The organism is Thioalkalivibrio sp. ALE31 (assembly GCF_000377405.1).
GTDB lineage: Bacteria > Pseudomonadota > Gammaproteobacteria > Ectothiorhodospirales > Ectothiorhodospiraceae > Thioalkalivibrio.
The window spans coordinates 36,125-58,086 of sequence record NZ_KB905026.1; the positions used below are offsets into that span (position 1 = coordinate 36,125).

Below are 21,962 nucleotides of genomic sequence, written 5' to 3' on the forward strand. Positions count from 1 at the left end.
GCGCGCGCCGCCGCGTCAGGCGGCGCCGTTGGTGCGCGACGGGGCGACCGGCTCCGGCGTGATGTCCCAGATCTCGCGGGCGTAGTCGCGCACCGTGCGGTCGATCGAGAAATACCCCATGCGCGCGACATTCAGGATGGCGGCCTCGGCCCAGGCGGCGCGGTCGGCGTACAGGGTGTCCGCCCGCGCGCAGGCCTCGGCGTAGGCCGCATAGTCGGCGATCACGAAGAAGGGATCTTCCTGGCGCAGGTAGCGACCGAGGTCGGCGTGGGTGCCCGGGTCGTTGCAGGTGAAGAACCCGGACTCGATCATCTCGACTGCGGCGGCGAGGCCCGGCTGGCCGGCGAGTATGGCCTCCGGGGACGGGCCGTGGCGGCGGTGCTCGACGACCTCGTCGGCGGTCATGCCGAAGATGAAGATGGAGTCCTCGCCCACCGCGTCCCGGATCTCGATGTTGGCACCGTCCAGGGTGCCGATGGTCAGGGCGCCGTTGAGCGCCAGCTTCATGTTGCCGGTCCCGGAAGCCTCGAAGCCGGCGGTGGAGATCTGCTCGGAGACATCCGCCGCCGGGATGATGATGCTCGCCGAACTGACCTCGTAGTTGGGGAAGAACACGCACTTCAGGCGGTCGCCGATGGCCGGGTCATGGTTGACGATGTCGGCGACCTCGTTGATCACCTGGATGATGCCCTTGGCCCGGGCATAACCCGGCGCGGCCTTGCCGCCGAACAGCACCACGCGCGGCGGGATGTCCTCGCCGGCGCGGATGCGGCGGTACAGGTCCACCACGTGCAGGAGTTTCAGCAGCTGGCGCTTGTACTCGTGGATGCGCTTGATCTGCACGTCGAACATGACGTCCGGGTTCAGCTCCACGCCGGTGCGCTCGCGCACCAGGTCCGCCAGGCGCTGCTTGTTCGCGCGCTTCACGTCCATGAAGGCCTTCTGCAGGTCGGCATCGTGGGCGTAGGGTTCCAGCGCGCGCAGGCGATCCAGATCGTACTGCCAGTCGTCGCCGATGCGCTGGCCCAGCAGTTCGGTGAGCGCGGGGTTGGACTGGATCATCCACAGGCGCGGGGTCACCCCGTTGGTGACATTCACGAAGCGCTCCGGCCACAGGTTGTAGAAGTCCTCGAACAGGGTCTCCTGCAGCAACTGGGTGTGCAGCGCCGCCACGCCGTTGACGCGGTGCGAACCCACCACCGCGAGGTGGGCCATGCGGACCCGACGGCCGTGTTCCTCGTCGATGATGGACAGCCGCGCCAGGCGGTCGTTGTCGCCCGGGTAGCGGTGGCGTACCTCCTCCAGGAAGCCATGGTTGATCTGGTAGATGATCCCCATATGGCGTGGCAGTACGCGTTCCATCAGCTCCACCGGCCAGGTCTCCAGGGCCTCGGGCATCAGGGTGTGATTGGTGTAGGCGAAGGTGCGCCGGGTCAGCTCCCAGGCGCGTTCCCAGGGCAGCTCGTGCTCGTCCATCAGCAGGCGCATCAGCTCTGCGACGGCGATCGCCGGGTGGGTGTCGTTCAGCTGGATCGCGACCTTGTCGGGCAGGGCGTCGAGGCTGTAGTCCAGAGCCAGATGGCGCTCCATGATGTCCTGCAGCGAGGCCGAGACGAAGAAATACTCCTGCTTCAGGCGCAGTTCCTTGCCGATCGCGGTGGCGTCGTTGGGGTACAGGACCATCGAGATGGTCTCCGACTCCGCCTTGTCCGCGACCGCGCGGATGTAGTCGCCTTCATTGAAATAGCGCAGGTCGAAGTCGCGGGTGGCCTTGGCCGCCCAAAGACGCAGGTTGTTCACGTTGCGCCGGCCATAGCCCGCGGTGGGGTAGTCGTAGGCCATGGCCAGGACTTCCTCGCCGTCCTCCCAGGTGTAGCGGGTGGAGCCATCGGGGTGATGGTGCTCGACCACGTAGCCGTAGAAGTGGATCGGATACTTGCGGTCCGAGCGCGGGAACTCCCAGGGGTTGCCGTAGCGCAGCCAGTTGTCCGGGTGTTCCACCTGATGGTAGGGCTCGAATTCCTGGCGGAACATGCCGAACTCGTAGCGGATGCCGTAGCCGTAGCCGGGGTAGCCCTGGGTCGCCAGGGACTCCAGGATGCAGGCGGCCAGGCGCCCCAGCCCGCCATTGCCGAGGGCCGCGTCGTCTTCGAGGTCCAGAATGGTGTCGAGGTCGACGCCGAGATCGGCCATGGCCTGGCGGGCCGGCTCGAGGATGCCCATGTTGCGCAGGTTGGCCTCGAGCATGCGCCCGATCAGGTATTCCAGCGACAGGTAGTAGACGCGCTTGACGTCCTCGTCGGCGAACTGCCGGCGAGTCAGCAGGCGGCGCTCCACCATGCGTTCGCGGATGGCGAAGGCCAGGGCCTCCATCCAGTCGCGTTCGGTGGCCTGGCGCGGGTCCTCGCCGACCACGCGGACCACAGCATCGCGGATCGACTGCCGCAGACCCTCCACATCGTTGGGGAGGTTGGGCAGGTGGGTCACTTCGGGGGCGGCCATCGGGCGGATCTCCAGAAAGGGGGTAGAAGCGCCGATGCCCGGAATTATCCTTCCCGGGCGACGGCGCGATAGCCGATATCTGTTCGGCAGTATATATCGTCGAAATGAATCTGGTGTACGGCCGCGTAGGCCTTTTTCTGCGCGCTCTTCACGTCGGCTCCGAGGCCGACCACGCAGAGTACGCGACCGCCGGCGGTCACGATGCGACCCTCGACATCGCGGGCGGTTCCGGCATGAAACACGTGGGCGTCGGGATCGGCCTCCACGGTCTCCAGGCCGCTGATGACGTCGCCCTTGCGGTAGTCCCCCGGATAGCCCCCGGCGGCCAGGACCACGCCCAGCGCTACGCGCGCATCCCAGCGGGCCTCGACCGCGTCCAGACGCCCGTCCAGCGCCGCCTCGACCAGTTCGCTGAGGTCCGATTCCAGGCGGCTGAGGATCGGCTGGGTCTCGGGGTCGCCGAAGCGGCAGTTGAACTCCAAGACCTTCGGGTTGCCCGCAGCGTCGATCATCACGCCGGCATACAGAAAGCCGGTGTAACGTTCGCCGTCGGCGGCCATGCCCTGCACGGTCGGTTCGATGACGTCGTGCAGGATGCGCGCATGCAGCGCATCGGTCACCACCGGGGCGGGTGAATAGGCCCCCATGCCGCCCGTGTTCGGGCCCTGGTCGCCGTTGTCGCGCGCCTTGTGGTCCTGCGAGGAGGCCAGCGGCAGCACGTGTTCGCCGTCCACCATGCAGATGAAGCTGGCCTCCTCACCGGTCAGGAATTCCTCGATGACCACGCGGTTGCCGGCCTCCCCGAAGGCGTTGCCGGCCAGCATGTCGTGCACCGCCGCGCGGGCCTCGTCCTCGGTCTGCGCGAGGATCACGCCCTTGCCGGCGGCCAGGCCGTCGGCCTTGACCACAATGGGCGCGCCGTGGGTGGCGATGAACTCCAGCGCGGCCTGTTCGTCCTCGAAGCTGCCGTAGGCGGCTGTCGGGATGTGGTGGCGGTGCATGAAGTCCTTGGCGAAGCTCTTGGAGCCCTCGAGCTGCGCGGCCTTTGCTGTGGGGCCGAAGCAGCGCCGGCCGGCGGTGCGGAAGGCATCCACCACGCCGGCGACCAGGGGTGCCTCGGGGCCGACCACGGTAAACGCGATGGCCTCGCGTTCGGCCAGGGCCAGCAGCGCGTCGATGTCGGTGACGCCGACGTCGACGTTCTCGCACTTGGCCTCGCGCGCGGTGCCCGCGTTGCCGGGGGCCACCAGGACGCGCTCGACGCGCGGCGACTGTGCCAGCTTCCAGGCCAGCGCATGCTCGCGCCCGCCGTTGCCGATTACCAGTACGTTCATCAGGACCTCAGTGGCGGAAGTGGCGCATGCCGGTGAACAGCATGGCGATGTCGTGCTCGTTGGCGGCGTCGATCACCTCCTGATCGCGCATCGAGCCGCCCGGCTGGATCACCGCGGTGATACCGGCCTCGGCTGCGGCGTCGATGCCGTCGCGGAACGGGAAGAAGGCATCCGAGGCCATCACCGAGCCGGCGACCTGCAGGCCTTCGTCCGCGGCCTTGATGCCGGCGATGCGCGCGGAGTACACGCGGCTCATCTGGCCCGCCCCGACCCCGATGGTCTGCTGGTCGCGGGTATAGACGATGGCGTTGGACTTGACGTACTTGGCGACCTGCCAGGCGAAGCACAGGTCCTTCATCTCCTGTTCCGACGGCGCGCGCGCGGTCACGGTCTTCAGTTCCACATCGGCCAGGCTGCCGCGGTCCGCATCCTGGACCAGCAGCCCGCCGCCGATGCGCTTGTAGTCCAGGCCCGGGCCAACGCCCGCCGGCGGGATCTCCAGTACCCGGACGTTCTTCTTCGTGGCCAGCGCGCGCAGCGCGCCCGGCGTGATCTCGGGGGCGATCACGACCTCGACGAACTGGCGGCTGACAATCGCATGCGCGGTGTCGCCGTCCAGCGGGCGGTTGAAGGCGATGATGCCGCCGAAGGCCGAGGTCGGGTCGGTCTGGAAGGCGCGCTCGTAGGCCATCAGCTGACTCGGCGCGACCGCCACGCCGCAGGGGTTGGCGTGCTTGACGATCACGCAGGCCCCGGCCTCGAACTGGCGTACGCATTCCCAGGCGGCATCGGCGTCCGCCAGGTTGTTGTAGGACAGCGACTTGCCCTGGTGCTGGCGGTAACTGGCCAGGGTGCCGGGTGTGGGCTGCGGATCGCGGTAGAACGCGGCGCGCTGGTGCGGATTCTCGCCGTAGCGCAGGGTCTCGACGCGCTCGAAGGTGGCGTTCAGCTGCCCGGGGAAGGGCGTCGTTTCACCGTCCTCGTCGAGGGCCGACAGATAGTTGCTGATCGCGGCGTCGTACCGCGCGACGTGATCGAAGGCCGCCACCGCCAGGCGGAAGCGCAGGGACTGCGGCACCTCGCCCTGGTCACCAATGGCCGCGACGATCTCGCCGTACTGGTCGGGGCTGGTGGCCACGGCCACGTCACGGTAGTTCTTGGCTGCCGCACGCAGCATCGCGGGCCCGCCGATGTCGATGTTCTCGATGGCATCCTCCAGGCTGCACCCGGGTCGGGCCACGGTCGCCTCGAAGGGATAGAGGTTCACCACCAGCAGGTCGATCGGGGGGATGTCCTGCTCGGCCATCACCGCGGAGTCGATGTCGCGCCGCCCCAGCAGGCCCCCGTGGATGCGCGGGTGCAGGGTCTTGACCCGGCCATCCATGATCTCGGGGAAGCCCGTGTGCGCGGAAACCTCGGTCACCGGAAGGTTGTTTTCGGCCAGCAGGCGGGCCGTGCCGCCGGTGGACAGGAGCTCCACGCCGCGCTCGTGCAGGGCGCGGGCGAGCTCCACGACGCCGGTCTTCTCGGAGACCGACAAAAGGGCACGCTGGATGGGGCGGCTGGGGGTCATGCGGGGCCTCGGGATCGCTGCAAAAACCGCCATTATATCGAACGCGTGACGCCCGTGGAGGCGCCTCCGACCCGGCCGTGGCACAGCGGGCGGGCCGGGGTTCAACTTGTAATTTTTGCGCAAAACCTTCAGGGTATAAAAACGATTTCGGACACAACGCCCGCGTTCAGACGCAGCGCGAGGCGCCGTAAACGATCCCCGAGCCAGGCGGGATGGGCCCGCCAGACCACGGCTCGGCATCCGGGTAATGAAGAGCCCTCCGGATGTGCAGGATGAACCGGCCAGGCCGGTAGCGGGCGCTGCGAACAACGCGCCCGTTGCATTGCTACCCGAACACCAGGCCTGGCCTGGGCGGATCGGGCGAATGGCGAGACCGCCGGGACATGCGGGGGTCGCGGTTCTCTGCGTTTGCGGGGTGTTGTGCCGACGGATCGGCCGCGGGCCGTCCGTTCACGCTTACGACAGCAGCAAAAGCCAAGAGGAACCAGCATGGCAGCGAACATCAAGAATGATCAGGATTTCGGTGACAAGCCGACCGAACGTCGCGATACCGAGAACTACCTCAACGAGTACACCACCGGTTTCGTCGACAAGTGGGACGACCTGATCGACTGGGACAACCGCGCCAAGAGCGAAGGCACCTTCTTTATCGAAGAACTGAAGAAGCGTGGCGCCAAGCGCGTGCTGGACGTGGCCGCCGGTACCGGTTTTCACTCCGTACAGCTGCGCGAAGCGGGCTTTGACGTGGTGACCGCCGACGGCGCCCCGGAGATGCTCGTCAAGGCCTTCGAGAACGGCCGCAAGCGCGGGCACATCCTGCGCACCGTGCAGGCCGACTGGCGCATGCTCAACCGCGATATCTACGGCCGTTACGACGCCGTGGTCTGTCTGGGCAACTCGTTCACCCACCTGTTCAACGAACATGACCGCCGCAAGGCCCTGGCCGAGTTCTACTCCGCCCTGAACCACGATGGCGTGCTGATCCTCGACCAGCGCAACTACGACACCATCATGGACCACGGCTACTCGTCCAAGCACACCTACTACTACTGCGGCGACGACGTGCAGGTGCAGCCGGCCCATGTCGACGAAGGCCTGGCCCGCTTCCAGTATCGCTTCCCGGATGGCTCCGAGTACTTCCTGAACATGTTCCCGCTGCGCAAGGCCTATGTGCGCCGCCTGATGCGCGAGGTCGGTTTCCAGAAGATCGAGACCTACGGGGACTTCCAGGAGACCTACCGCGAGACCGATCCCGACTTCTTCATCCACGTTGCCGACAAGCGTTATATCGAGGGCGAGGAACGATGAGCGAGAACTACTCCGACGTCGTCGAGACGGCTCGCGACTATTACAACAGCGAGGACGCCGACACCTTCTACAAGATGGTGTGGGGCGGTGAAGACCTCCATATCGGGCTGTACGAGTACAAGGACGAGCCGATCGGCGACGCCAGCCGGCGCACGGTCGCCCATATGTCCGACCTGCTCGGCGAGCCGCAGCCGGAATGGCGCGTGCTCGACATGGGTGCCGGCTACGGCGGTGTCGCGCGCTATCTGGTGGAGAACTACGGCTGCGAGGTCACCGCGCTGAACCTGTCCGAAAAGGAAAACGAGCGCGACCGCGAGATCAACAAGGCGCGCCACCTGGACCACAAGATCACCGTGGTCGACGGCAGCTTCGAGAAGGTCGACGAGCCGGACGCGTCCTATGACGTAGTTTGGTCCGAAGACTCGTTCCTGCATAGCGAGAACGAAAACAAGAAGAAGGTGATTCAGGAGGCCGCTCGAGTGCTGAAGCCGGGTGGCTGGCTGATCTTCACCGATCCGATGCAGACCGACGATTGCCCGGACGGCGTGCTGGACCCGATCCTCGCCCGCATCCATCTGGATTCGCTGGCTAGCCCCGAGTTTTACCGTGAGGCGGCCAAGGCAGCGGGTCTGGAAGAGGTCGGTTTCGAGGAGCATTCCAGCCAGATCGCGACCCACTACGGCCGCGTGAAGCAGGAGCTCGAGTCCCGCGAGGACGAGCTGAAGCACTACATCTCGCAGGACTACATCGACCGCATGAAGCAGGGCCTGCAGCACTGGGTCGATGGCGGCAACTCGGGCTACCTGACCTGGGGCATCTTCCGCTTCCGCAAGCCGGCCCGCTAGGTCGCGCTTGCGAAGCAGGGACCGAGGGGCTGGCCGCCGTCAGGCGGGCAGTCGCCTCCAGACCCCGTCCATGCGGCCTTCGAGCGGCTGGAAGCGGGTCTTGTATTCCATCTTCGGCGCCTGGTCGATCCAGTAGCCGAGGTAGACATGGGGCAGACCGAGGCGGTGCGCATGCGCCACCTGGGTCAGGATCGCGAGGGTGCCCAGGCCGCGGCGCGGCTGATCCGGATCGAAGAAGCTGTACATCGCCGACAGCCCCTGCGGGGTGCGGTCGGTGACGGCTACCGCGACCAGCGTGCCGGCCTGGCGGAATTCGATCAGATCCACCGGGCCGTTATGGTGGGCCAGCATGCCCGTGTATTCCTCGCGCCCCATCTGCTCCATGCCCCCGCCCGCGTGGCGGGCGGTCTGGTAGCGCGAGAACAACGGCATGTGCTCGTCGAGATCGGCGGCGGGCCCGGTGCCCGGCTGCTCCGGCGGGCGCCGGATCGCCACCGCGAGATCCTGATTGCGGTCCAGGCAACGGCGCTGGCTGCGATTCGGGCGAAAGCTCGCGACCGGAATGCGTACCGGCACGCAGGCGGCGCATTCGGGGCAGTGATGCCGGTAGACAAACTGACCGCTGCGGCGAAAGCCCTCGGCCAGTAGCTGGCCGAAGCGGGCACCGCCCAGGCTGACCGCGGGGTCGACCAGGAGGCTCTGCATCTCGCGGTCGTCCAGATAGGGGCAGGCCTGCGGGGCAGTGATGAACCAGCGGATTGGATGTTCCTGCATGGCGCTATCGTGACATCTCCGTGCACGGGCGCAAACAGGGGCATCCCAGACCGCCACGAGATACGAAAGAGCCTGCCGGAAGGGTGGGCTCCACGACCGGGATGGAACCCCGGCGTGTACACTTATCCCATTCGAAACCAATGGTGTACGGCACATGACGGCAACACGTAAAGATATCGAGAAGGCGCTGAAAGAGCGCATCCTGATCCTGGACGGCGGTATGGGAACCACCATCCAGCTGTACAAGCTGGACGAGGCCGACTACCGCGGCGAGCGCTTCAAGGACTGGGAGTCCGACCTGAAGGGCAACAACGACCTGCTGTCGCTGACCCGTCCGGACATCATCGAGCAGATCCACAACGACTATCTCGAGGTCGGCGCCGACATCATCGAGGCCAACACCTTCAACGGTACCCGCATCGCGATGGCGGACTACCACATGGAGGATCTGGTCCCCGAGCTGAACCGCGAATCCGCGAAGCTCGCGCGCAAGGCCGCCGATGCCTGGACCGAGAAGACCCCGGACAAGCCGCGTTACGTAGCTGGCATCCTCGGCCCGACCAACCGTACCGCGTCGATCTCGCCGGACGTGAACGACCCGGGCGCGCGGAACGTCGATTTCGACACCCTGGTCGAGGCCTACAAGGAGGCCGCCGAGGCTCTGGTCGAGGGCGGCGTGGACCTGCTGCTGATCGAGACGGTGTTCGACACCCTGAACGCCAAGGCCGCGATCTTCGCGGTGAAGACCCTGGAAGACGAGCTCGGGAAGGACCTCCCGATCATGATCTCCGGCACCATCACCGACGCCTCCGGCCGTACCCTGTCCGGCCAGACCACCGAGGCCTTCTGGAACTCGGTGCGTCATGCGAACCCGGTCTCCATCGGCCTGAACTGCGCGCTGGGTGCGAAAGAGATGCGCCAGTACGTGGAAGAGCTGTCGCGCATTGCCGACACGTTTGTCTCCGCGCACCCGAACGCCGGTCTGCCGAACGAGTTCGGTGACTATGACGAGTCGCCGGAGCAGATGGCCGCGGACGTTGGCCCCTGGGCCGAGCAGGGCCTGCTGAACATCATCGGCGGCTGCTGCGGCACGTTGCCGGAGCACATCCGCGCGATGCGCGAGGCGGTGGAGAAGCATCCGCCGCGCAAGGTCCCGGAGGTTGCCGCGGCCTGTCGCCTGTCGGGCCTCGAGCCGTGCAACATTACTGACGACTCGCTGTTCGTGAACGTCGGCGAGCGCACCAACGTGACCGGCTCGCGCAAGTTCCTGCGCCTGATCCAGAACGAGGAATACGACGTCGCGCTGGAAGTCGCGCTGAACCAGGTCGAGGGCGGCGCCCAGATCATCGATATCAACATGGACGAGGGGATGCTGGAGTCGCAGGACGCGATGGTCCGATTCCTGAATCTGCTCGCCGGCGAGCCGGATATCGCCCGCGTGCCGGTGATGATCGACTCCTCCAAGTTCGAGATCATCGAGGCTGGCCTGAAGTGCGTGCAGGGCAAGCCGGTGGTCAACTCGATCTCCATGAAGGAGGGCGAGGAGAATTTCATCAAGCAGGCCCAGCTGTGCCGCCGCTACGGCGCCGCGATCGTGGTCATGGCCTTCGACGAGGACGGCCAGGCCGACAACGAGGACCGCCGTGTCGAGATCTGCACCCGCGCCTACAAGCTGCTGACCGAGAAGGTCGGTTTTCCGGCCGAAGACATCATCTTCGACCCGAACATCTTCGCGGTCGCGACCGGTATCGAAGAGCACAACAACTACGGCGTGGACTTCATCGAGGCCACCCGCCGCATCAAGAACGACCTGCCGCACGCGCTGGTCTCCGGCGGCGTGTCCAACGTGTCGTTCTCCTTCCGCGGCAACGAACCGGTGCGCGAGGCGATCCACGCGGTGTTCCTGTACCACGCCATCAAGGCGGGCATGGACATGGGCATCGTCAACGCCGGCCAGCTCGCGGTCTACGACGACATCGACGAGAAGCTGAAGGAAGCGGTCGAGGATGTGGTCCTGAACCGTCGCGATGACGCGACCGAGCGACTGCTTGACCTGTCCGAGGAGTACAAGGGCCAGGGCGGCGGCAAGAAGGAGGAGAACCTCGAGTGGCGTGAATGGGAAGTCACCAAGCGCCTCGAGCACTCCCTGGTCAAGGGCATCGACACCTACGTGGTCGAGGACACCGAAGAGGCGCGCCAGGCCTATGACCGCCCGATCCAGGTGATCGAGGGTCCGCTGATGGACGGCATGAACGTGGTCGGCGACCTGTTCGGCGAGGGCAAGATGTTCCTGCCGCAGGTGGTCAAGTCCGCCCGCGTGATGAAGAAGGCCGTGGCCCATCTGATCCCGTACATCGAGGCCGAGAAGACCGGCACCGAGAACAACGGCAAGATCCTGATGGCCACGGTGAAGGGCGACGTCCACGACATCGGCAAGAACATCGTCGGCGTCGTGCTGCAGTGCAACAACTTCGAGGTCATCGACATCGGCGTGATGCAGCCGGGCGCCGAGATCCTGAAGGCCGCCAAGGAACACGATGTGGACGTCATCGGCCTGTCCGGCCTGATAACCCCCTCGCTGGAGGAGATGGCCAACTTCGCCGCCGATCTCGAGCGCGAAGGCATGAAGACCCCGCTGATGATCGGGGGCGCGACCACCTCGCGCGCCCACACCGCGGTCAAGATCGAGCCGAACTACTCCGGTCCCGTGGTCTGGGTGAAGGACGCCTCGCGTGCGGTGGGTGTGGCCCAGAGCCTGATCAGCCCCGAACTGCGCGAGAAGTACGCCGCCGAGATCCGCGAGGAGTACGAAAAGCTGCGCGTGCAGAACGCCGGGCGCAAGAAAAAGACCCAGTGGGTCACGCTGGAGAAGGCGCGCGCCAACAAGCCGCAGATCGACTGGTCAAGCTATACCCCAACCAAGCCGAAGGCGCTGGAGACCGACAAGCTGCCGGGCGAGCCGACCGTGCTGCACCCGCATGGCGACGGCTCCGTGCTGCTGCGCTTCGACGACTACGATCTGAACGAGGTCGCCGAGTACATCGACTGGACGCCGTTCTTCCACTCCTGGCAGCTGCACGCCGCCTACCCGCGCATCCTGGATGACGAGAAGGTGGGTGAAGAGGCGCGCAAGCTGTTCAAGGACGCCCAGGAGATGCTGCAGCGCATGATCGACGAGAAGTGGGTCACCCTGCGGGGCGTGGTGGGCTTCTTCCCGGCGAACACCGTCAATAATGACGATATCGAGGTGTACACCGACGAGAATCGCTCCAAGGTGCTGAAGAAGCTGCATCACCTGCGTCAGCAGACCGAGAAGCGCCGGGGTCAGCCGAGCCACTCGCTGGCCGATTTCGTGATGCCGAAGGAGGCCGGCGGTCCCGACTACATCGGGGCCTTCGCGGTCAGTGCCGGTGGCGATGTCGATGCCAAGGCTGCGGAATTCGAGAAGGCCAACGACGACTACCACTCGATCCTCGTGAAGAGCCTGGCGGACCGCCTGGCCGAGGCCTTCGCCGAGTGCATGCATCAGCATGTGCGCCGCGAATTCTGGGGCTATGTCCCGGACGAGTCGCTCGAAAACGAGGACCTGATCGAGGAGAAGTACCAGGGCATTCGCCCGGCCCCGGGCTACCCGGCGTGCCCGGAGCACACCGAGAAGTCCACCCTGTGGGAGCTCCTGCAGCCGGAAGAGAACGCTGGCATGACGCTCACCGAGAGCTACGCCATGCTGCCGGTCTCGGCCGTGTCCGGCTGGTACTTCGCGCATCCGGAGTCGCGCTACTTCGGTCTCGGCAAGGTCAACCGCGACCAGGTCGAGGACTACGCCAAGCGCAAGGGTATGTCGTTCGAGGAGGCCGAGCGCTGGCTCGCGCCGAACATCGGCTACGACGACAGCGACGAGGCCAAGGCGGAAGCCAAGGCCGAGCGCGAAGCCCGGACCGCTTAACACCCCGGTCCCGTCTCCGGGCCGACCCGTGCGAGCGGGCGGGTCCGGCAAACTGCGAGCCCCGCATCAGGGAATCCCCGGTGCGGGGCTCGCTTTGTCTGGGTGGCCGCGCCAAACTGTTCGGGTCCGCCCGCAACCGGAGTTCGTGCATGTCCGCCCGTGAACCCGCGATCGACGCCCGACCGGCGATGTTCCGCAACCACCCGTTCGGTTTCATCCTCAGCCTGGTACTGATCCCGGCCTTCGGGCTCGGCCTGCTGATCCTGCTTTGGTGGTATCTGCAGACCCGCTCGGTACGGCTGCGCATCGATGCCGACCAGGTCCATCTCGAGCGCGGTCTGTTGTCGAAGTCGCATGTGGATCTGGATATCGGCCAGATCCGCACGGTGAAGGTGGACCAGAGCTTTTTCGACCGCATCTTCCGGGTGGGCCGCATCGCGGTGTACACCACTGGCGACAACCCGGAGTTCCGGGTCACCGGCATCCCCGACCCCAATCGCGTGCGCGAGTACGTGCGCGGTCGCCGCGAGGCCCTGGCATGAGCCGGAGTGATCGCTCCGACAGCCGCCTGGCGCTGCGCATCCTGCTGGGCACCTCGGCGCTGGTGGCGTTGCTGGTGGCCCTGCTGGTGCTGGCGGCGGCGGTCTCCCTGCCGGGGCTGTCGGACTGGGTGGCGATGACCTTCGACGACGGCATGGGCCTGAAGAACGCCGCGCTGGTCGCGGCCATCGTGTCAGTCCTGATCTCGATCGTGTTTGCCCTGGCCGCCGGCGAGGGCCTGATCGGGGAGCTGCAGTTCATGATCCCCGGCTTTTTCCTGTTCTTCGTCTTCTTCTGGCTGATGCTGGCCTGGATCTTTTGATCCCGGCCGGTGCACCGTGCATCCTGCGTTTCCTTCTCAATCCCCGGAGCCCCGAGCGTGACGACCGACGCGGACAACGAATCCAATCCCCAGCACCACCTGACCCTGCGGCCGACCCGGATCGAGGACTACGAGGACATCCGCGAGATCATGGAGCGGGTCTATCACGACCTGGACGGCGCCTGGAGCGAGGCGCAGTTCCGCTCCCAGGTGAAGCGTTTTCCCGAGGGCCAGATCTGCATCGAGGACAACGGCAAGGTGGTGGCCGCGGCGATCAGCCTGATCGTCGAATACAAGCGCTTCGGCGATCACCACAACTACTGGCAGATCACCGGCAACGGCTTCCTGACCACCCATGACCCCGACGGCGACACGCTCTACGGCGTGGATATCTTCGTGCATCCGGACTATCGCGGGCTGCGTCTGGGACGGCGGCTGTACGACGCGCGCAAGGAGCTGTGCGAGAAGCTGAACCTGCGGGCGATCGTCGCCGGCGGGCGCATCCCCGGCTACGAGCAGTACCGCGACGAGCTGACCCCGCAGCAGTACGTGCGCCGGGTGAAGAACCACGAGATCACCGATCCGATCCTGACCTTCCAGCTGGCGAACGACTTTCACGTCCGCAAGATCATCACCAACTACCTGCCGGACGACGAGAAGTCCGGGGCCTACGCCACCCTGATCGAGTGGCTTAACATCTACTACGAGGAGAAGGAGAAGCTGATCGGCGGCAGCCGCTCGGACGTGCGCATCGGCGTGGTCCAGTGGCAGATGCGCCCGACAGTGGATCTCGATGCCCTGTTCCAGCAGGTGGAGTACTTCGTGGATGCGGTCTCCGGCTACCGCGCGGATTGCGTGCTGTTCCCGGAATTCTTCAACGGCCCGCTGATGGGGGCGTTCAACCAGGACTACCCGGCCGAGGCCGTACGCCGCCTGGCCGAATACACCGAGGCGGTGCGCGAGGAAATGGTGCGCCTGGCGCTGGCCTACAACATCAACATCGTGGCCGGGTCGATGCCCGAATACACCGAGGACGTGCTCCGCAACGTCTCTTACCTGTGCCGCCGCGATGGCACTTGGGACCGCCAGTACAAGGTCCACGTGACCCCCGACGAGGTCTCCTACTGGGGGCTGCAGGGGGGCGACGAGGTACACGTCTTCGATACCGACTTCGGCAAGATCGGCATCCTGATCTGCTACGACGTGGAATTCCCCGAACTGCCCCGGGTGATGGCCGATCATGGCCTGCAGATCCTGTTCGTCCCCTACTGGACCGACACCAAGAACGCCTACCTTCGGGTGCGGCGCTGTGCCCAGGCACGCGCCATCGAGAACGAGTGCTACGTGGTGATGTCCGGCTCGGTGGGCAACCTGCCCAAGGTCGAGAACATGGACATGCAGTATTCCCAGGCCGCGGTCTTCACCCCGTCCGACTTCGCCTTCCCGCATGACGCGGTGGCGGCGGAGGCGACTCCGAATACCGAGATGACACTGATCGTGGACCTCGACCTCGATAACCTGAAGGAGCTGCGCAACCACGGCTCGGTGCGCAACCTGCGCGACCGCCGCCGGGATCTCTACTCGGTCAAGTGGAAGTCCAAGCCAGTGTAGCCCGCGCGGACAAAACGTGAACGCGTTCCGGTTGCCCGTTGGCTGCCACTGGCATCCGGAGGCCGCGCCCCTTAGTCTTGCTGGTACAGGGAGCATCGGTCGCGGTCCGTCGGCCATGATCGAGGCCGCGCCGTCACTGGACGGGCGGATGTCAGTCAGGGGGAAGGAATGAACGAGCAGACGCCGGATCCGAAACGCGCCGCGATTCTCGTGGTGGATGACTCCAAGGTCATCCGGGTCGCGTTGCAGCGCATCCTGCAGGGCCAGCACACGGTCTACGAGGCCGCCGATGGCGAGCAGGCCCTGGAGCTGCTGCAGCAGTATCCGGATATCGGCCTGGTCCTGACCGATCTCTCGATGCCGGGGATCGACGGCCAGGATTTGCTGCTCCGTGTGCGCGATGGCATCGAGAATGTCCCCGCCGATCTCCCGGTGGCGATCGTGACCGGCCAGGAGAGCGACGAGGCCGCCAGCGACGAATGGCGTTCGCTGGGCGCCAGCGCCGTCCTGATGAAGCCGTTCGTGCCGACCCGTGTGCGCGAGGTGGTGGCCGAACTGCTGCCGCCGCCCCCGGAGCCGGAGCTCGCGAGCGCCGGCGCGGAAGTCGATACCGCCGAGGCCGCGGCGCTGCGCGAAGAGGTCGAGCGCCTGCGTCGCGAGCTGATGCTGCGCCAGCAGTCCGCCAATGAGCGCGAGGCGCAGAAGGAACTGGAGCGCCTGCGCAATGCCCTGGGCGAGGCTCGCGATGAATCCACGGCGGCCTTCCAGCGCGCCGAGGAACGCGAGCGCGAGATCGAGACCCTGCAGGCCCGGCTGGAGGAGACCGAGACGGCGCTGGCCGAGGCGCGGGCGCGCGACGAGGAGGCCGCGGCCACCGGCGAGCAGGCCGAGGCCCGCGAGGCCGAACTGGCCACGCTGCGCGCGCGGGTCGAGGAGCTGGAGGCCGAGGAGGCCGGGGCACCCGCGGCGGCCAGCGAGGCGACCGAGCAACTGCGCAGCCGGGTGCGCGAACTGGAGGGCGAGAACGTTCGCCTGGATCATGACCTGGTCGAGCTGGAGCGCCAGCGCGACGCGGTGCAGAAAGAGCTGCAGGACGCGCGAGCCGAGGCCGATCGCCTGCGCCGCGAGCGCAATCAGCAGTGCGAGCGGGCGGCCGCCGCGGAGAAGGCCCAGGCGGAGGCGGAGCAGCGCTGCGCGGACACCGGGGACTCGGCGGCGGATCTGGGCGAGCGCCTGGTAGCGCGCGAACAGGAACTGGCCGAGTCTCAGCAGCGCAATCAGGAGCTGCGTGGCCGTATCCGCGATCTGGAACACGCCCTGACCGGACACAGCACCACGGCGGCCGCAGAGCCCGAGCGCCCGGCCGATCCCGAGGGGTCGGTCAAGGCGGAGCCGGAGGACCGCCTGCGCGCGCCAGCGTCAGACCCGCCGCACAGGCGTTCCGAGCGCCTGGGGCGCCGGCGCTGGTTCCGGGTGGCCTTCGTGGGAGTGCTGGCGGTTGTGGTCGCCCTGGGTGTGGCGATCTACCTGCGTGGATACTGACGTCGCCGGAGGGCCCGGCGATTCGATGAGTTGTTGGGAGGTGGCGGGCCCGGGTGACCCGGGGCCCGCCGGGGGCATTTCCTACTGGTGGCGGTCGCGCAGTACGCCCAGCAGATGGTTCCAGGAGTCGTGGTCCGCGCGGGCGTCATAGCCCACCGGCATGCCGAATTCCTCGGCAATGGCGTCGGCCCCGGGGTTGGTGAAGCTGTGCTTCACCCCGGAGAATTCCACCACGGTGTAGCGCGCCTCGGCATTCTGCATCTCGTCCTGGAAGCCGGCGATCTGTTCCGGCGGGATCATCGGATCCGCGGTGCCGGTGAAGCTGAGCAGCTCCGCCGTGACCTTGCCGGCCTCGGCCGGGTGTTCGGTCCCCAGGCCGCCGTGGAAGCTGGCCGCAATGTTCAGGTCCATCCCTGCGCGTGCGGCCTCCAGGGCCACGGTGCCACCGAAGCAGTAGCCGACCGCGGAGGGTGCGGCATCGGCCGCCGCATCATGCGCGCGCAGCCAGTCGTAGGCGGCCTGGAAACGGCCCAGCATCAGATCGCGGTTCTCGCGGATCTCGCCGGCGAATTCACCGGCGGTGGAGGGGTGATCGGCCAGCTTGCCGCTGCCGTACATGTCCAGGGCGAAGGCCGCGTAGCCCTCGCGGGCCAGTTGCTCGGCGCGGTCGCGGGCGTAGTCGTTGTGGCCCCACCACTCGTGGATAACCAGGACCGCCGGATGCGGGCCGTCGCCTTCGGGGTAGGCGAGGTAGCCGGTCATCTCGTCACCGTCGTGGTCGTAAGCGACCTCTTCGGTCTGGATGCCGGCGAAGGCCAGGCCGGGTAGGAGTCCGGCCAGCAGGACGGCGAGCGGCGCGAAAGCGGGTTTGGCGAACATCGAACACCTCCTTGATCGTCGAATCGACTCTCGATAGACCCGGACCCTCGAGTATGGTTCGTTGCCCCGCCGGGTTACAACGATCGGGACAGCGGCTACAGTAGAGACGTCCGGGCCGTGTCAGCGCGCCGGCCCGGGAACAGGACGAGTGGGGCGAAGCGATCGGCGCTTCGCTCCGGCAAGAGGATCCATCCATGTCCGAGCGTTCCGCCAACGATTCCCTGGAGGCCCGGGTCCAGTCGGCCGACAAGCTGCTGGCGATGCCGCAGGTGGTATTCGAGGTCGCGCGTCTTCTGGAGGACGACAACGCGACCGCGGTCCAGATCGCGAACAGCCTGAGCCGCGACCCCGGCCTGGTGGCCCTGGTCCTGCGCATCGCCAATAGCCCCGCCTACGCCCCCGCGCGGACCATCGACTCGGTGGACCGCGCGATCGCGATGCTGGGGCGCGATGCCCTGCAGCGCCTGGTGGTGGCCAGTGCGATCACCCGCGCGACGGCCAGCATCCCCGATCAGGAGCGCCTGCCGCTGGAGGTCTTCTGGCGGCATTCCGCCTACTGCGCGGTGATCGCGCGTCAGCTGGCGATGCGGGTGCTGCCACGCCAGGCCAGCGGGATCTTCCTGGCCGGTCTGCTGCATGACCTGGGCAAGCTGCTGCTGTTCTCGCAGTCGCCGGAATCGGCCCATCGGGCCTTCCTCTCCAGCCTGGATGTCGGCGACGGGCTCAGCCCGCAGGGTGCGGAACGTGCCCAGCTGGGGTTTGATCACGCGGAGCTGGGCGGGGCCCTGGCCGAGCACTGGGGACTGCCGGAGCTGCTGGTCGATTGCCTGGCCGGTCATCATCAGCCCATGCAGGCGCCGGAGCGCCACCGCACCGCCGTGATGCTGGTGCACCTGGCCAATACCGGCGCCCATCTGGCCGAGATCGACTCGCGCGACTGGGCCGACGCCCCACCGGTGGACCCGGCGGTCTGGGAGGCCCTGCACCTGGCCCCCGAGGTCCTGCTCTCCGCCGTGGAGGAGGCCCAGCACGAGGTGCTGGCGGTGCAGGACCTATGCGATCCGGCGCACGACGCGGAGCCGCGCGCGTGAGAGCGTGGCGTGAACCCGCGCCGGCCTCCGGGGTCGGAAGCATTATGTCGATGTCCGCCTGTATCAACCCGGGTCTGCGCGTGTGGTTCGCGGCCGGCCTGCTGTTCCTGCTGGCGGGCTGCGCCGGGGTGCCGGCGTCGCTGGCCCCGTTGCCGGCCGCGGCACCGGATCGCGAGCAGGTGCTCGCCGACCCCGAGGCGGTGAAGGGCGAGGTCGTGGTCTGGGGCGGAGTGATCGCGGCCATCGAGAACACCGACGGCGGCACCCGGCTGGAGGTGGTCGCCCGCGAGCTGGATCGCCAGGGCCGCCCGCGGGAGGCTGACCGCTCCCCGGGGCGCTTTCGCGCGGTCAGCGGCGGATTCCTGGACCCCCAGGTCTATGCCGAGGGCCGCGAGGTCACCGTACGCGGCGTCATCCAGGGCACCGAGGAAGGCAGTATCGGTGACTACGCCTATACCTTCGTGACCCTGCAGGCGGATGCGGTGTACCTGTGGCCACGCCGGCCGCCGCCGTCCGAGCGGTATTATCGCGACCCGTTCTACGACCCCTTCTACGATCCGTTCTACAGCCCCTGGGGCCCGCGTTACGGGGTCTACGGGCGTTATCACCCGCATCCGTGGTACTGGTGAGTATGTCCCGATTCCGGTTTCCCCTGGCAGCCCTGCTGCTGCCCCTGTTTCTGATCGGCTGTGCCTCCGGCCCGCTGGAGGCGCCTGACGACCCGTCCGTGCAGGTCGAACCGCGGGCCGTCACGGCGGACAGCCTGCCCGCCGACGAGCAGGTCTGGGGCGGCGTCATCGCTCGGGTGGACAATCGCGCCGAGGCCACCTTCGTCGAGGTGGTTGGCTACCCACTGACTCGCCAGGAGCCGCAGACCCGGCAGTCCACCACCGGGCGCTTCCGCCTGCGGGTGGACGGTTTCGCCGACCCGGTGGACTATCGCGCCGGTCGCCGCATCACGGGCGTAGGCACGGTTACCGGCGTCGAGGAAGGGCGGATCGGTGAACTGGACTACGTCTTCCCGGTGCTGGATGCCCACTCGGTGCATCTGTGGCCGGAGCCCGACCCGCCGCGTTCATCCGGCGGCGTGCGCTTCGGCATCGGGATCGGTATCGGCCTGTAGCGCGGGACCGGGTCGTCCCGGCGCGCGGGCACAACCATTCGAATTTGTCTGGGAGGTCCCATGCGAGCAGTGGTGTTTGACGAACCCGGCACCGCCGAGGTCCTGCGCCTGGACGAGGTGGCGGAACCGGCGTTGACGGCCCCCGACCAGGTCCGTGTCCGGATGCTGGCTGCCGGCGTCAACCCGGTGGATACCAAGGTGCGCGGCGGCGGCATGATCGTCCCCGGCGCCCCCCGCAACACCCCCGGTTGCGATGGCGTCGGCATCGTCGAGGAATGCGGCAGCGCGGTACACCACGCGCGGCCGGGGCAACGTGTGGCCTTCTGTTTTGGCGGGGTCGGCGCCGATCCGGGTACCTACGCCGAGCAGGTGGTGGTGCCGGAGGCCGCGGTGGTCCCGGTGCCCTCGGCGGTGTCCGATATCCAGGCCGCGGCCCTGCCGCTGACCTGGCTGACCGCGTGGGAGGCCCTGTTCGAGCGAGCCGATCTGCAGCGCGGACAGAGTGTGCTGGTGCATGCGGCGGCCGGTGGCGTGGGCCAGATGGCGGTGCAGATCGCGCGGGCGGCTGGCGCTCGGGTGCTGGGGCTGGTGCGGCGCGACGAGGCCGCCGCCATTGTCACGGCCCTGGGCGTGGATGTCGCCGATCTGCGCAAGCCGGACGCCGGGGAGGCCATTCGCCGGTACACCGATGGCCAGGGCTTCGATGTCGTGCTGGATACCGTGGGGGGCGAGACCTTCCGCGAGGGCCTGGCCCAGGTGGCCTATGGCGGCGACCTGGTGACCCTGCTGGCACCCCCGGCGGATGTCGACTGGAACCCCGCGCGGTTGCGCAACCCGAGTATCAGCCTGGAACTGATGCTGACCCCGATGCTGGAGAACGATCGCCGGCGCCTGAAGCACCAGGGGACCCTCGTGGCCGAGGGCCTGGCCCGGCTGGCCAGCGGGCGGTTGCAGGTCAATGTCGAGGACACCCTGCCCCTGGCCGAGGCGGCCGAGGCCCACCGCCGCATCGAGGCCGGCGGCCGCCGCGGCAAGCTCGTCCTGCGCATCCCCGAGTAGGTATTGGGTTCACCACGAAGCACACGAAGGCACGAAGAAGGGCAGGGTCAAGGGCGCTTGCACCACAGAGGGCACAGAGGACACGGAGAAAGGCATTACTTGGTTTGAGAGCACCCGCAGGGATTGGCCGCTCACCGGACATAAGAATTACAGCGGAACCGGGTCAACGCAGCTGGAAGGATGGGCCCTTTCTCCGTGAACTCTGTGCCCTCTGTGGTGCAAGCGCCCTTGACCTTGCCCTTCTTCGTGCCTTCGTGCCCTTCGTGGTGAAATCAATCAGCCCTTGCTAGCCGCCGAAGAGGTGGCTGAAGACGCGGGCGCCGCCGATGTAGGTGCCGGCGGCGGAGCCCAGGGTGGTCAGCAGGAAGACCAGCAGCACGCGCGAGACGCGGTTGCGCCACCAGCCGCGCGGGGTGGTGGTGTCCTGGCGCAGGCTGGCGAAGTCGGAGACCCGGGGCTTGCGCAGGAACAGCTCGGCCGCCGCCGCGACAAAGCCCACCCCGATGGTGGGGTTCAGCGAGGTCAGCGGGGCGGCCAGGGCGGCGGTGAGCACGGTCAGTGGGTGGGCCAGCGCTACGATCGCGCCGATCGCCGCCAGGCCGCCATTGATCAGGACCCAGTCGGTGACCATCTGCACCCCGATGTCCGGGTTGCGCGAGAAGCCGATGGCGAAGCCGGCCAGGATGACCCCGATCACCACCCACGGGATGACCTTCGGCCAGCGCGCCTTGGGCGGGGCCTGGTCGAGCGCCTCGAGGATCGCGTCTGGCGGGGTCAGGTGATCCTCGGCCTGTTCGGCAATCCCGGGCAGGTGCCCGGCCCCGACCACCGCGAGGATGCGGCGGGTGTCCGGGTTGGCCGCGAGCCGGCGCAGGTGGGCGGCCATGTAGTGGTCGCGCTCCTCGATCAGCGTGCGGTAGAGATCCTCGGACTGCTCGGCAAACTCGCTGAAGGTGGACTCCAGCATGTCGCCTTCCTTGAGCCGCTCGATCTCCGATTCGTCGATCTTCTCGCGCGACAGCACCGAGCCGAACAGGCCGCCGATCAGCCCCATGCGCTCCCACCAGCGTACGGCGCGGTAGGTACGGCGCAGGGTCAGGCCGATGTCGCGGTCGATCAGGGCCAGCGGCAGGCCGCGGTCCAGGGCGCCGTCCATCGCCGCGCGCATCTCGGCCCCCGGCTCGATGCCGTACTGGTCGGCCAGGCGTTGTTGATAGGCGCCCAGCGCCAGGCTGGCGGCGATCATCGGGGCCTGGCCCTTGCGCATCACGCTGAACAGGTCCATGCGGCCGATGGCATCTGGATCCAGCATGGCTCGCTGGCGGCTCTCGCACAGCTCGATGGCGACGCTGTCGAAGGCGCCGGTGTCCACCAGCGCGCGCACCTTGTCGGCGCTGGCGCGCGAGACGTGCGCGGTCCCCAGCACCACGACCTCGGTGTCGCCCAGCTGCAGGACGCGGTGGGGTTCGTCGGCGATCAGTTCCTGGACGGCGGGATTCATGCGTGGCGGGCT

At 67.4% G+C, this 21,962-nt stretch carries 17 protein-coding genes; 11 read left to right on the forward strand and 6 right to left on the reverse strand.

Annotation, left to right across the window (positions count from 1 at the left end):
- Positions 1 to 15: 15 nt before the first annotated feature.
- From D103_RS0111440 to purH, 3 genes are read right to left on the reverse strand one after another with little or no spacing between them, the layout of a single operon-like run.
- Positions 16 to 2,502 (reverse strand): glycogen/starch/alpha-glucan phosphorylase, encoded by a 2,487-nt coding sequence (locus tag D103_RS0111440; protein WP_018866712.1) that lies wholly within the window; start codon positions 2,500 to 2,502, stop codon positions 16 to 18.
- 44 nt (positions 2,503 to 2,546) lie between these two features.
- Positions 2,547 to 3,836 (reverse strand): phosphoribosylamine--glycine ligase, encoded by a 1,290-nt coding sequence (purD, locus tag D103_RS0111445; RefSeq protein ID WP_018876891.1) that lies wholly within the window; start codon positions 3,834 to 3,836, stop codon positions 2,547 to 2,549.
- A 7-nt stretch (positions 3,837 to 3,843) separates the two neighbouring features.
- Entirely contained in the window at positions 3,844 to 5,409 is a 1,566-nt protein-coding gene (purH, locus tag D103_RS0111450) for a bifunctional phosphoribosylaminoimidazolecarboxamide formyltransferase/IMP cyclohydrolase (RefSeq protein WP_018876892.1), read from the reverse strand.
- 489 nt (positions 5,410 to 5,898) lie between these two features.
- On the opposite strand from purH, the gene D103_RS0111455 reads away from it, so the two are divergent.
- Together D103_RS0111455 and D103_RS0111460 are read left to right on the forward strand one after the other, a co-directional pair.
- Positions 5,899 to 6,717, forward strand: coding sequence for a class I SAM-dependent methyltransferase (locus tag D103_RS0111455; protein ID WP_018866715.1), 819 nt, complete (start codon positions 5,899 to 5,901; stop codon positions 6,715 to 6,717).
- Positions 6,714 to 7,562, forward strand: a complete 849-nt coding sequence (locus tag D103_RS0111460; RefSeq protein WP_018876893.1) for a methyltransferase domain-containing protein — start codon at positions 6,714 to 6,716, stop codon at positions 7,560 to 7,562. Before D103_RS0111455 ends, D103_RS0111460 begins: the two co-directional genes overlap by 4 nt.
- A 39-nt stretch (positions 7,563 to 7,601) precedes the next feature.
- On the opposite strand, the gene D103_RS0111465 is transcribed toward D103_RS0111460, so the two are convergent.
- Entirely contained in the window at positions 7,602 to 8,336 is a 735-nt protein-coding gene (locus tag D103_RS0111465; protein ID WP_018866717.1) for an arginyltransferase, read from the reverse strand.
- A gap of 154 nt (positions 8,337 to 8,490) precedes the next feature.
- Here D103_RS0111465 and metH point away from each other — a divergent pair, with 154 nt between their 5' ends.
- From metH to D103_RS0111490, 5 genes are all read left to right on the forward strand, one after another.
- Positions 8,491 to 12,282 carry a methionine synthase gene (gene metH, locus D103_RS0111470; protein WP_018876894.1) on the forward strand — a complete coding sequence of 1,264 codons (3,792 nt, stop codon included), beginning with the start codon at positions 8,491 to 8,493 and terminating at the stop codon, positions 12,280 to 12,282.
- A gap of 149 nt (positions 12,283 to 12,431) precedes the next feature.
- On the forward strand, positions 12,432 to 12,824 hold the full coding sequence (locus D103_RS0111475; protein WP_018876895.1) for a PH domain-containing protein: 393 nt from the start codon (positions 12,432 to 12,434) through the stop codon (positions 12,822 to 12,824).
- Positions 12,821 to 13,144 carry a hypothetical protein gene (locus D103_RS0111480; RefSeq protein WP_018866720.1) on the forward strand — a complete coding sequence of 108 codons (324 nt, stop codon included), beginning with the start codon at positions 12,821 to 12,823 and terminating at the stop codon, positions 13,142 to 13,144. Before D103_RS0111475 ends, D103_RS0111480 begins: the two co-directional genes overlap by 4 nt.
- Before the next feature lie 57 nt (positions 13,145 to 13,201).
- The gene (locus tag D103_RS0111485; RefSeq protein WP_018866721.1) at positions 13,202 to 14,755 is read left to right on the forward strand and encodes a bifunctional GNAT family N-acetyltransferase/carbon-nitrogen hydrolase family protein; all 1,554 of its coding nucleotides are present in this window, start codon (positions 13,202 to 13,204) and stop codon (positions 14,753 to 14,755) included.
- Positions 14,756 to 14,923: 168 nt separating this feature from the next.
- Complete coding sequence (locus D103_RS0111490; protein WP_018876896.1) at positions 14,924 to 16,297, forward strand: response regulator; 1,374 nt, start codon at positions 14,924 to 14,926, stop codon at positions 16,295 to 16,297.
- A gap of 81 nt (positions 16,298 to 16,378) precedes the next feature.
- Here the strand turns inward: D103_RS0111490 and D103_RS0111495 are convergent, their stop codons facing one another.
- Entirely contained in the window at positions 16,379 to 17,176 is a 798-nt protein-coding gene (locus D103_RS0111495) for a dienelactone hydrolase family protein (protein ID WP_018876897.1), read from the reverse strand.
- A 194-nt stretch (positions 17,177 to 17,370) separates the two neighbouring features.
- Here D103_RS0111495 and D103_RS0111500 point away from each other — a divergent pair, with 194 nt between their 5' ends.
- The 4 genes from D103_RS0111500 to D103_RS0111515 are packed head-to-tail and all read left to right on the forward strand — an operon-like array spanning position 17,371 to position 20,449.
- The gene (locus tag D103_RS0111500) at positions 17,371 to 18,267 is read left to right on the forward strand and encodes an HDOD domain-containing protein (RefSeq protein WP_018866724.1); all 897 of its coding nucleotides are present in this window, start codon (positions 17,371 to 17,373) and stop codon (positions 18,265 to 18,267) included.
- Between the two features lie 44 nt (positions 18,268 to 18,311).
- A complete protein-coding gene (locus D103_RS0111505; RefSeq protein ID WP_018876898.1) occupies positions 18,312 to 18,896 on the forward strand; it encodes a Slp family lipoprotein in 585 nt (194 codons plus the stop codon).
- 2 nt (positions 18,897 to 18,898) lie between these two features.
- On the forward strand, positions 18,899 to 19,390 hold the full coding sequence (locus D103_RS0111510; RefSeq protein WP_018876899.1) for a Slp family lipoprotein: 492 nt from the start codon (positions 18,899 to 18,901) through the stop codon (positions 19,388 to 19,390).
- Between the two features lie 60 nt (positions 19,391 to 19,450).
- Positions 19,451 to 20,449 carry a zinc-binding dehydrogenase gene (locus D103_RS0111515; RefSeq protein WP_026280352.1) on the forward strand — a complete coding sequence of 333 codons (999 nt, stop codon included), beginning with the start codon at positions 19,451 to 19,453 and terminating at the stop codon, positions 20,447 to 20,449.
- A 286-nt stretch (positions 20,450 to 20,735) separates the two neighbouring features.
- Here the strand turns inward: D103_RS0111515 and D103_RS0111520 are convergent, their stop codons facing one another.
- A complete protein-coding gene (locus tag D103_RS0111520; RefSeq protein WP_018866728.1) occupies positions 20,736 to 21,950 on the reverse strand; it encodes a TraB/GumN family protein in 1,215 nt (404 codons plus the stop codon).
- Positions 21,951 to 21,962: the final 12 nt, after the last annotated feature.

Bases quoted from the DNA above. Each gene is read 5' to 3' on its own strand.
- D103_RS0111455 (WP_018866715.1), top strand. From the start codon at position 5,899: ATGGCAGCGAACATCAAGAATGATCAGGATTTCGGTGACAAGCCGACC.
- D103_RS0111465 (WP_018866717.1), bottom strand. From the start codon at position 8,336: ATGCAGGAACATCCAATCCGCTGGTTCATCACTGCCCCGCAGGCCTGC.
- D103_RS0111505 (WP_018876898.1), top strand. From the start codon at position 18,312: ATGTCGATGTCCGCCTGTATCAACCCGGGTCTGCGCGTGTGGTTCGCG.
- D103_RS0111460 (WP_018876893.1), top strand. From the start codon at position 6,714: ATGAGCGAGAACTACTCCGACGTCGTCGAGACGGCTCGCGACTATTAC.
- purH (WP_018876892.1), bottom strand. From the start codon at position 5,409: ATGACCCCCAGCCGCCCCATCCAGCGTGCCCTTTTGTCGGTCTCCGAG.
- D103_RS0111440 (WP_018866712.1), bottom strand. From the start codon at position 2,502: ATGGCCGCCCCCGAAGTGACCCACCTGCCCAACCTCCCCAACGATGTG.
- D103_RS0111510 (WP_018876899.1), top strand. From the start codon at position 18,899: ATGTCCCGATTCCGGTTTCCCCTGGCAGCCCTGCTGCTGCCCCTGTTT.
- D103_RS0111480 (WP_018866720.1), top strand. From the start codon at position 12,821: ATGAGCCGGAGTGATCGCTCCGACAGCCGCCTGGCGCTGCGCATCCTG.
- purD (WP_018876891.1), bottom strand. From the start codon at position 3,836: ATGAACGTACTGGTAATCGGCAACGGCGGGCGCGAGCATGCGCTGGCC.
- metH (WP_018876894.1), top strand. From the start codon at position 8,491: ATGACGGCAACACGTAAAGATATCGAGAAGGCGCTGAAAGAGCGCATC.
- D103_RS0111490 (WP_018876896.1), top strand. From the start codon at position 14,924: ATGAACGAGCAGACGCCGGATCCGAAACGCGCCGCGATTCTCGTGGTG.
- D103_RS0111475 (WP_018876895.1), top strand. From the start codon at position 12,432: ATGTCCGCCCGTGAACCCGCGATCGACGCCCGACCGGCGATGTTCCGC.
- D103_RS0111500 (WP_018866724.1), top strand. From the start codon at position 17,371: ATGTCCGAGCGTTCCGCCAACGATTCCCTGGAGGCCCGGGTCCAGTCG.
- D103_RS0111495 (WP_018876897.1), bottom strand. From the start codon at position 17,176: ATGTTCGCCAAACCCGCTTTCGCGCCGCTCGCCGTCCTGCTGGCCGGA.
- D103_RS0111515 (WP_026280352.1), top strand. From the start codon at position 19,451: ATGCGAGCAGTGGTGTTTGACGAACCCGGCACCGCCGAGGTCCTGCGC.
- D103_RS0111520 (WP_018866728.1), bottom strand. From the start codon at position 21,950: ATGAATCCCGCCGTCCAGGAACTGATCGCCGACGAACCCCACCGCGTC.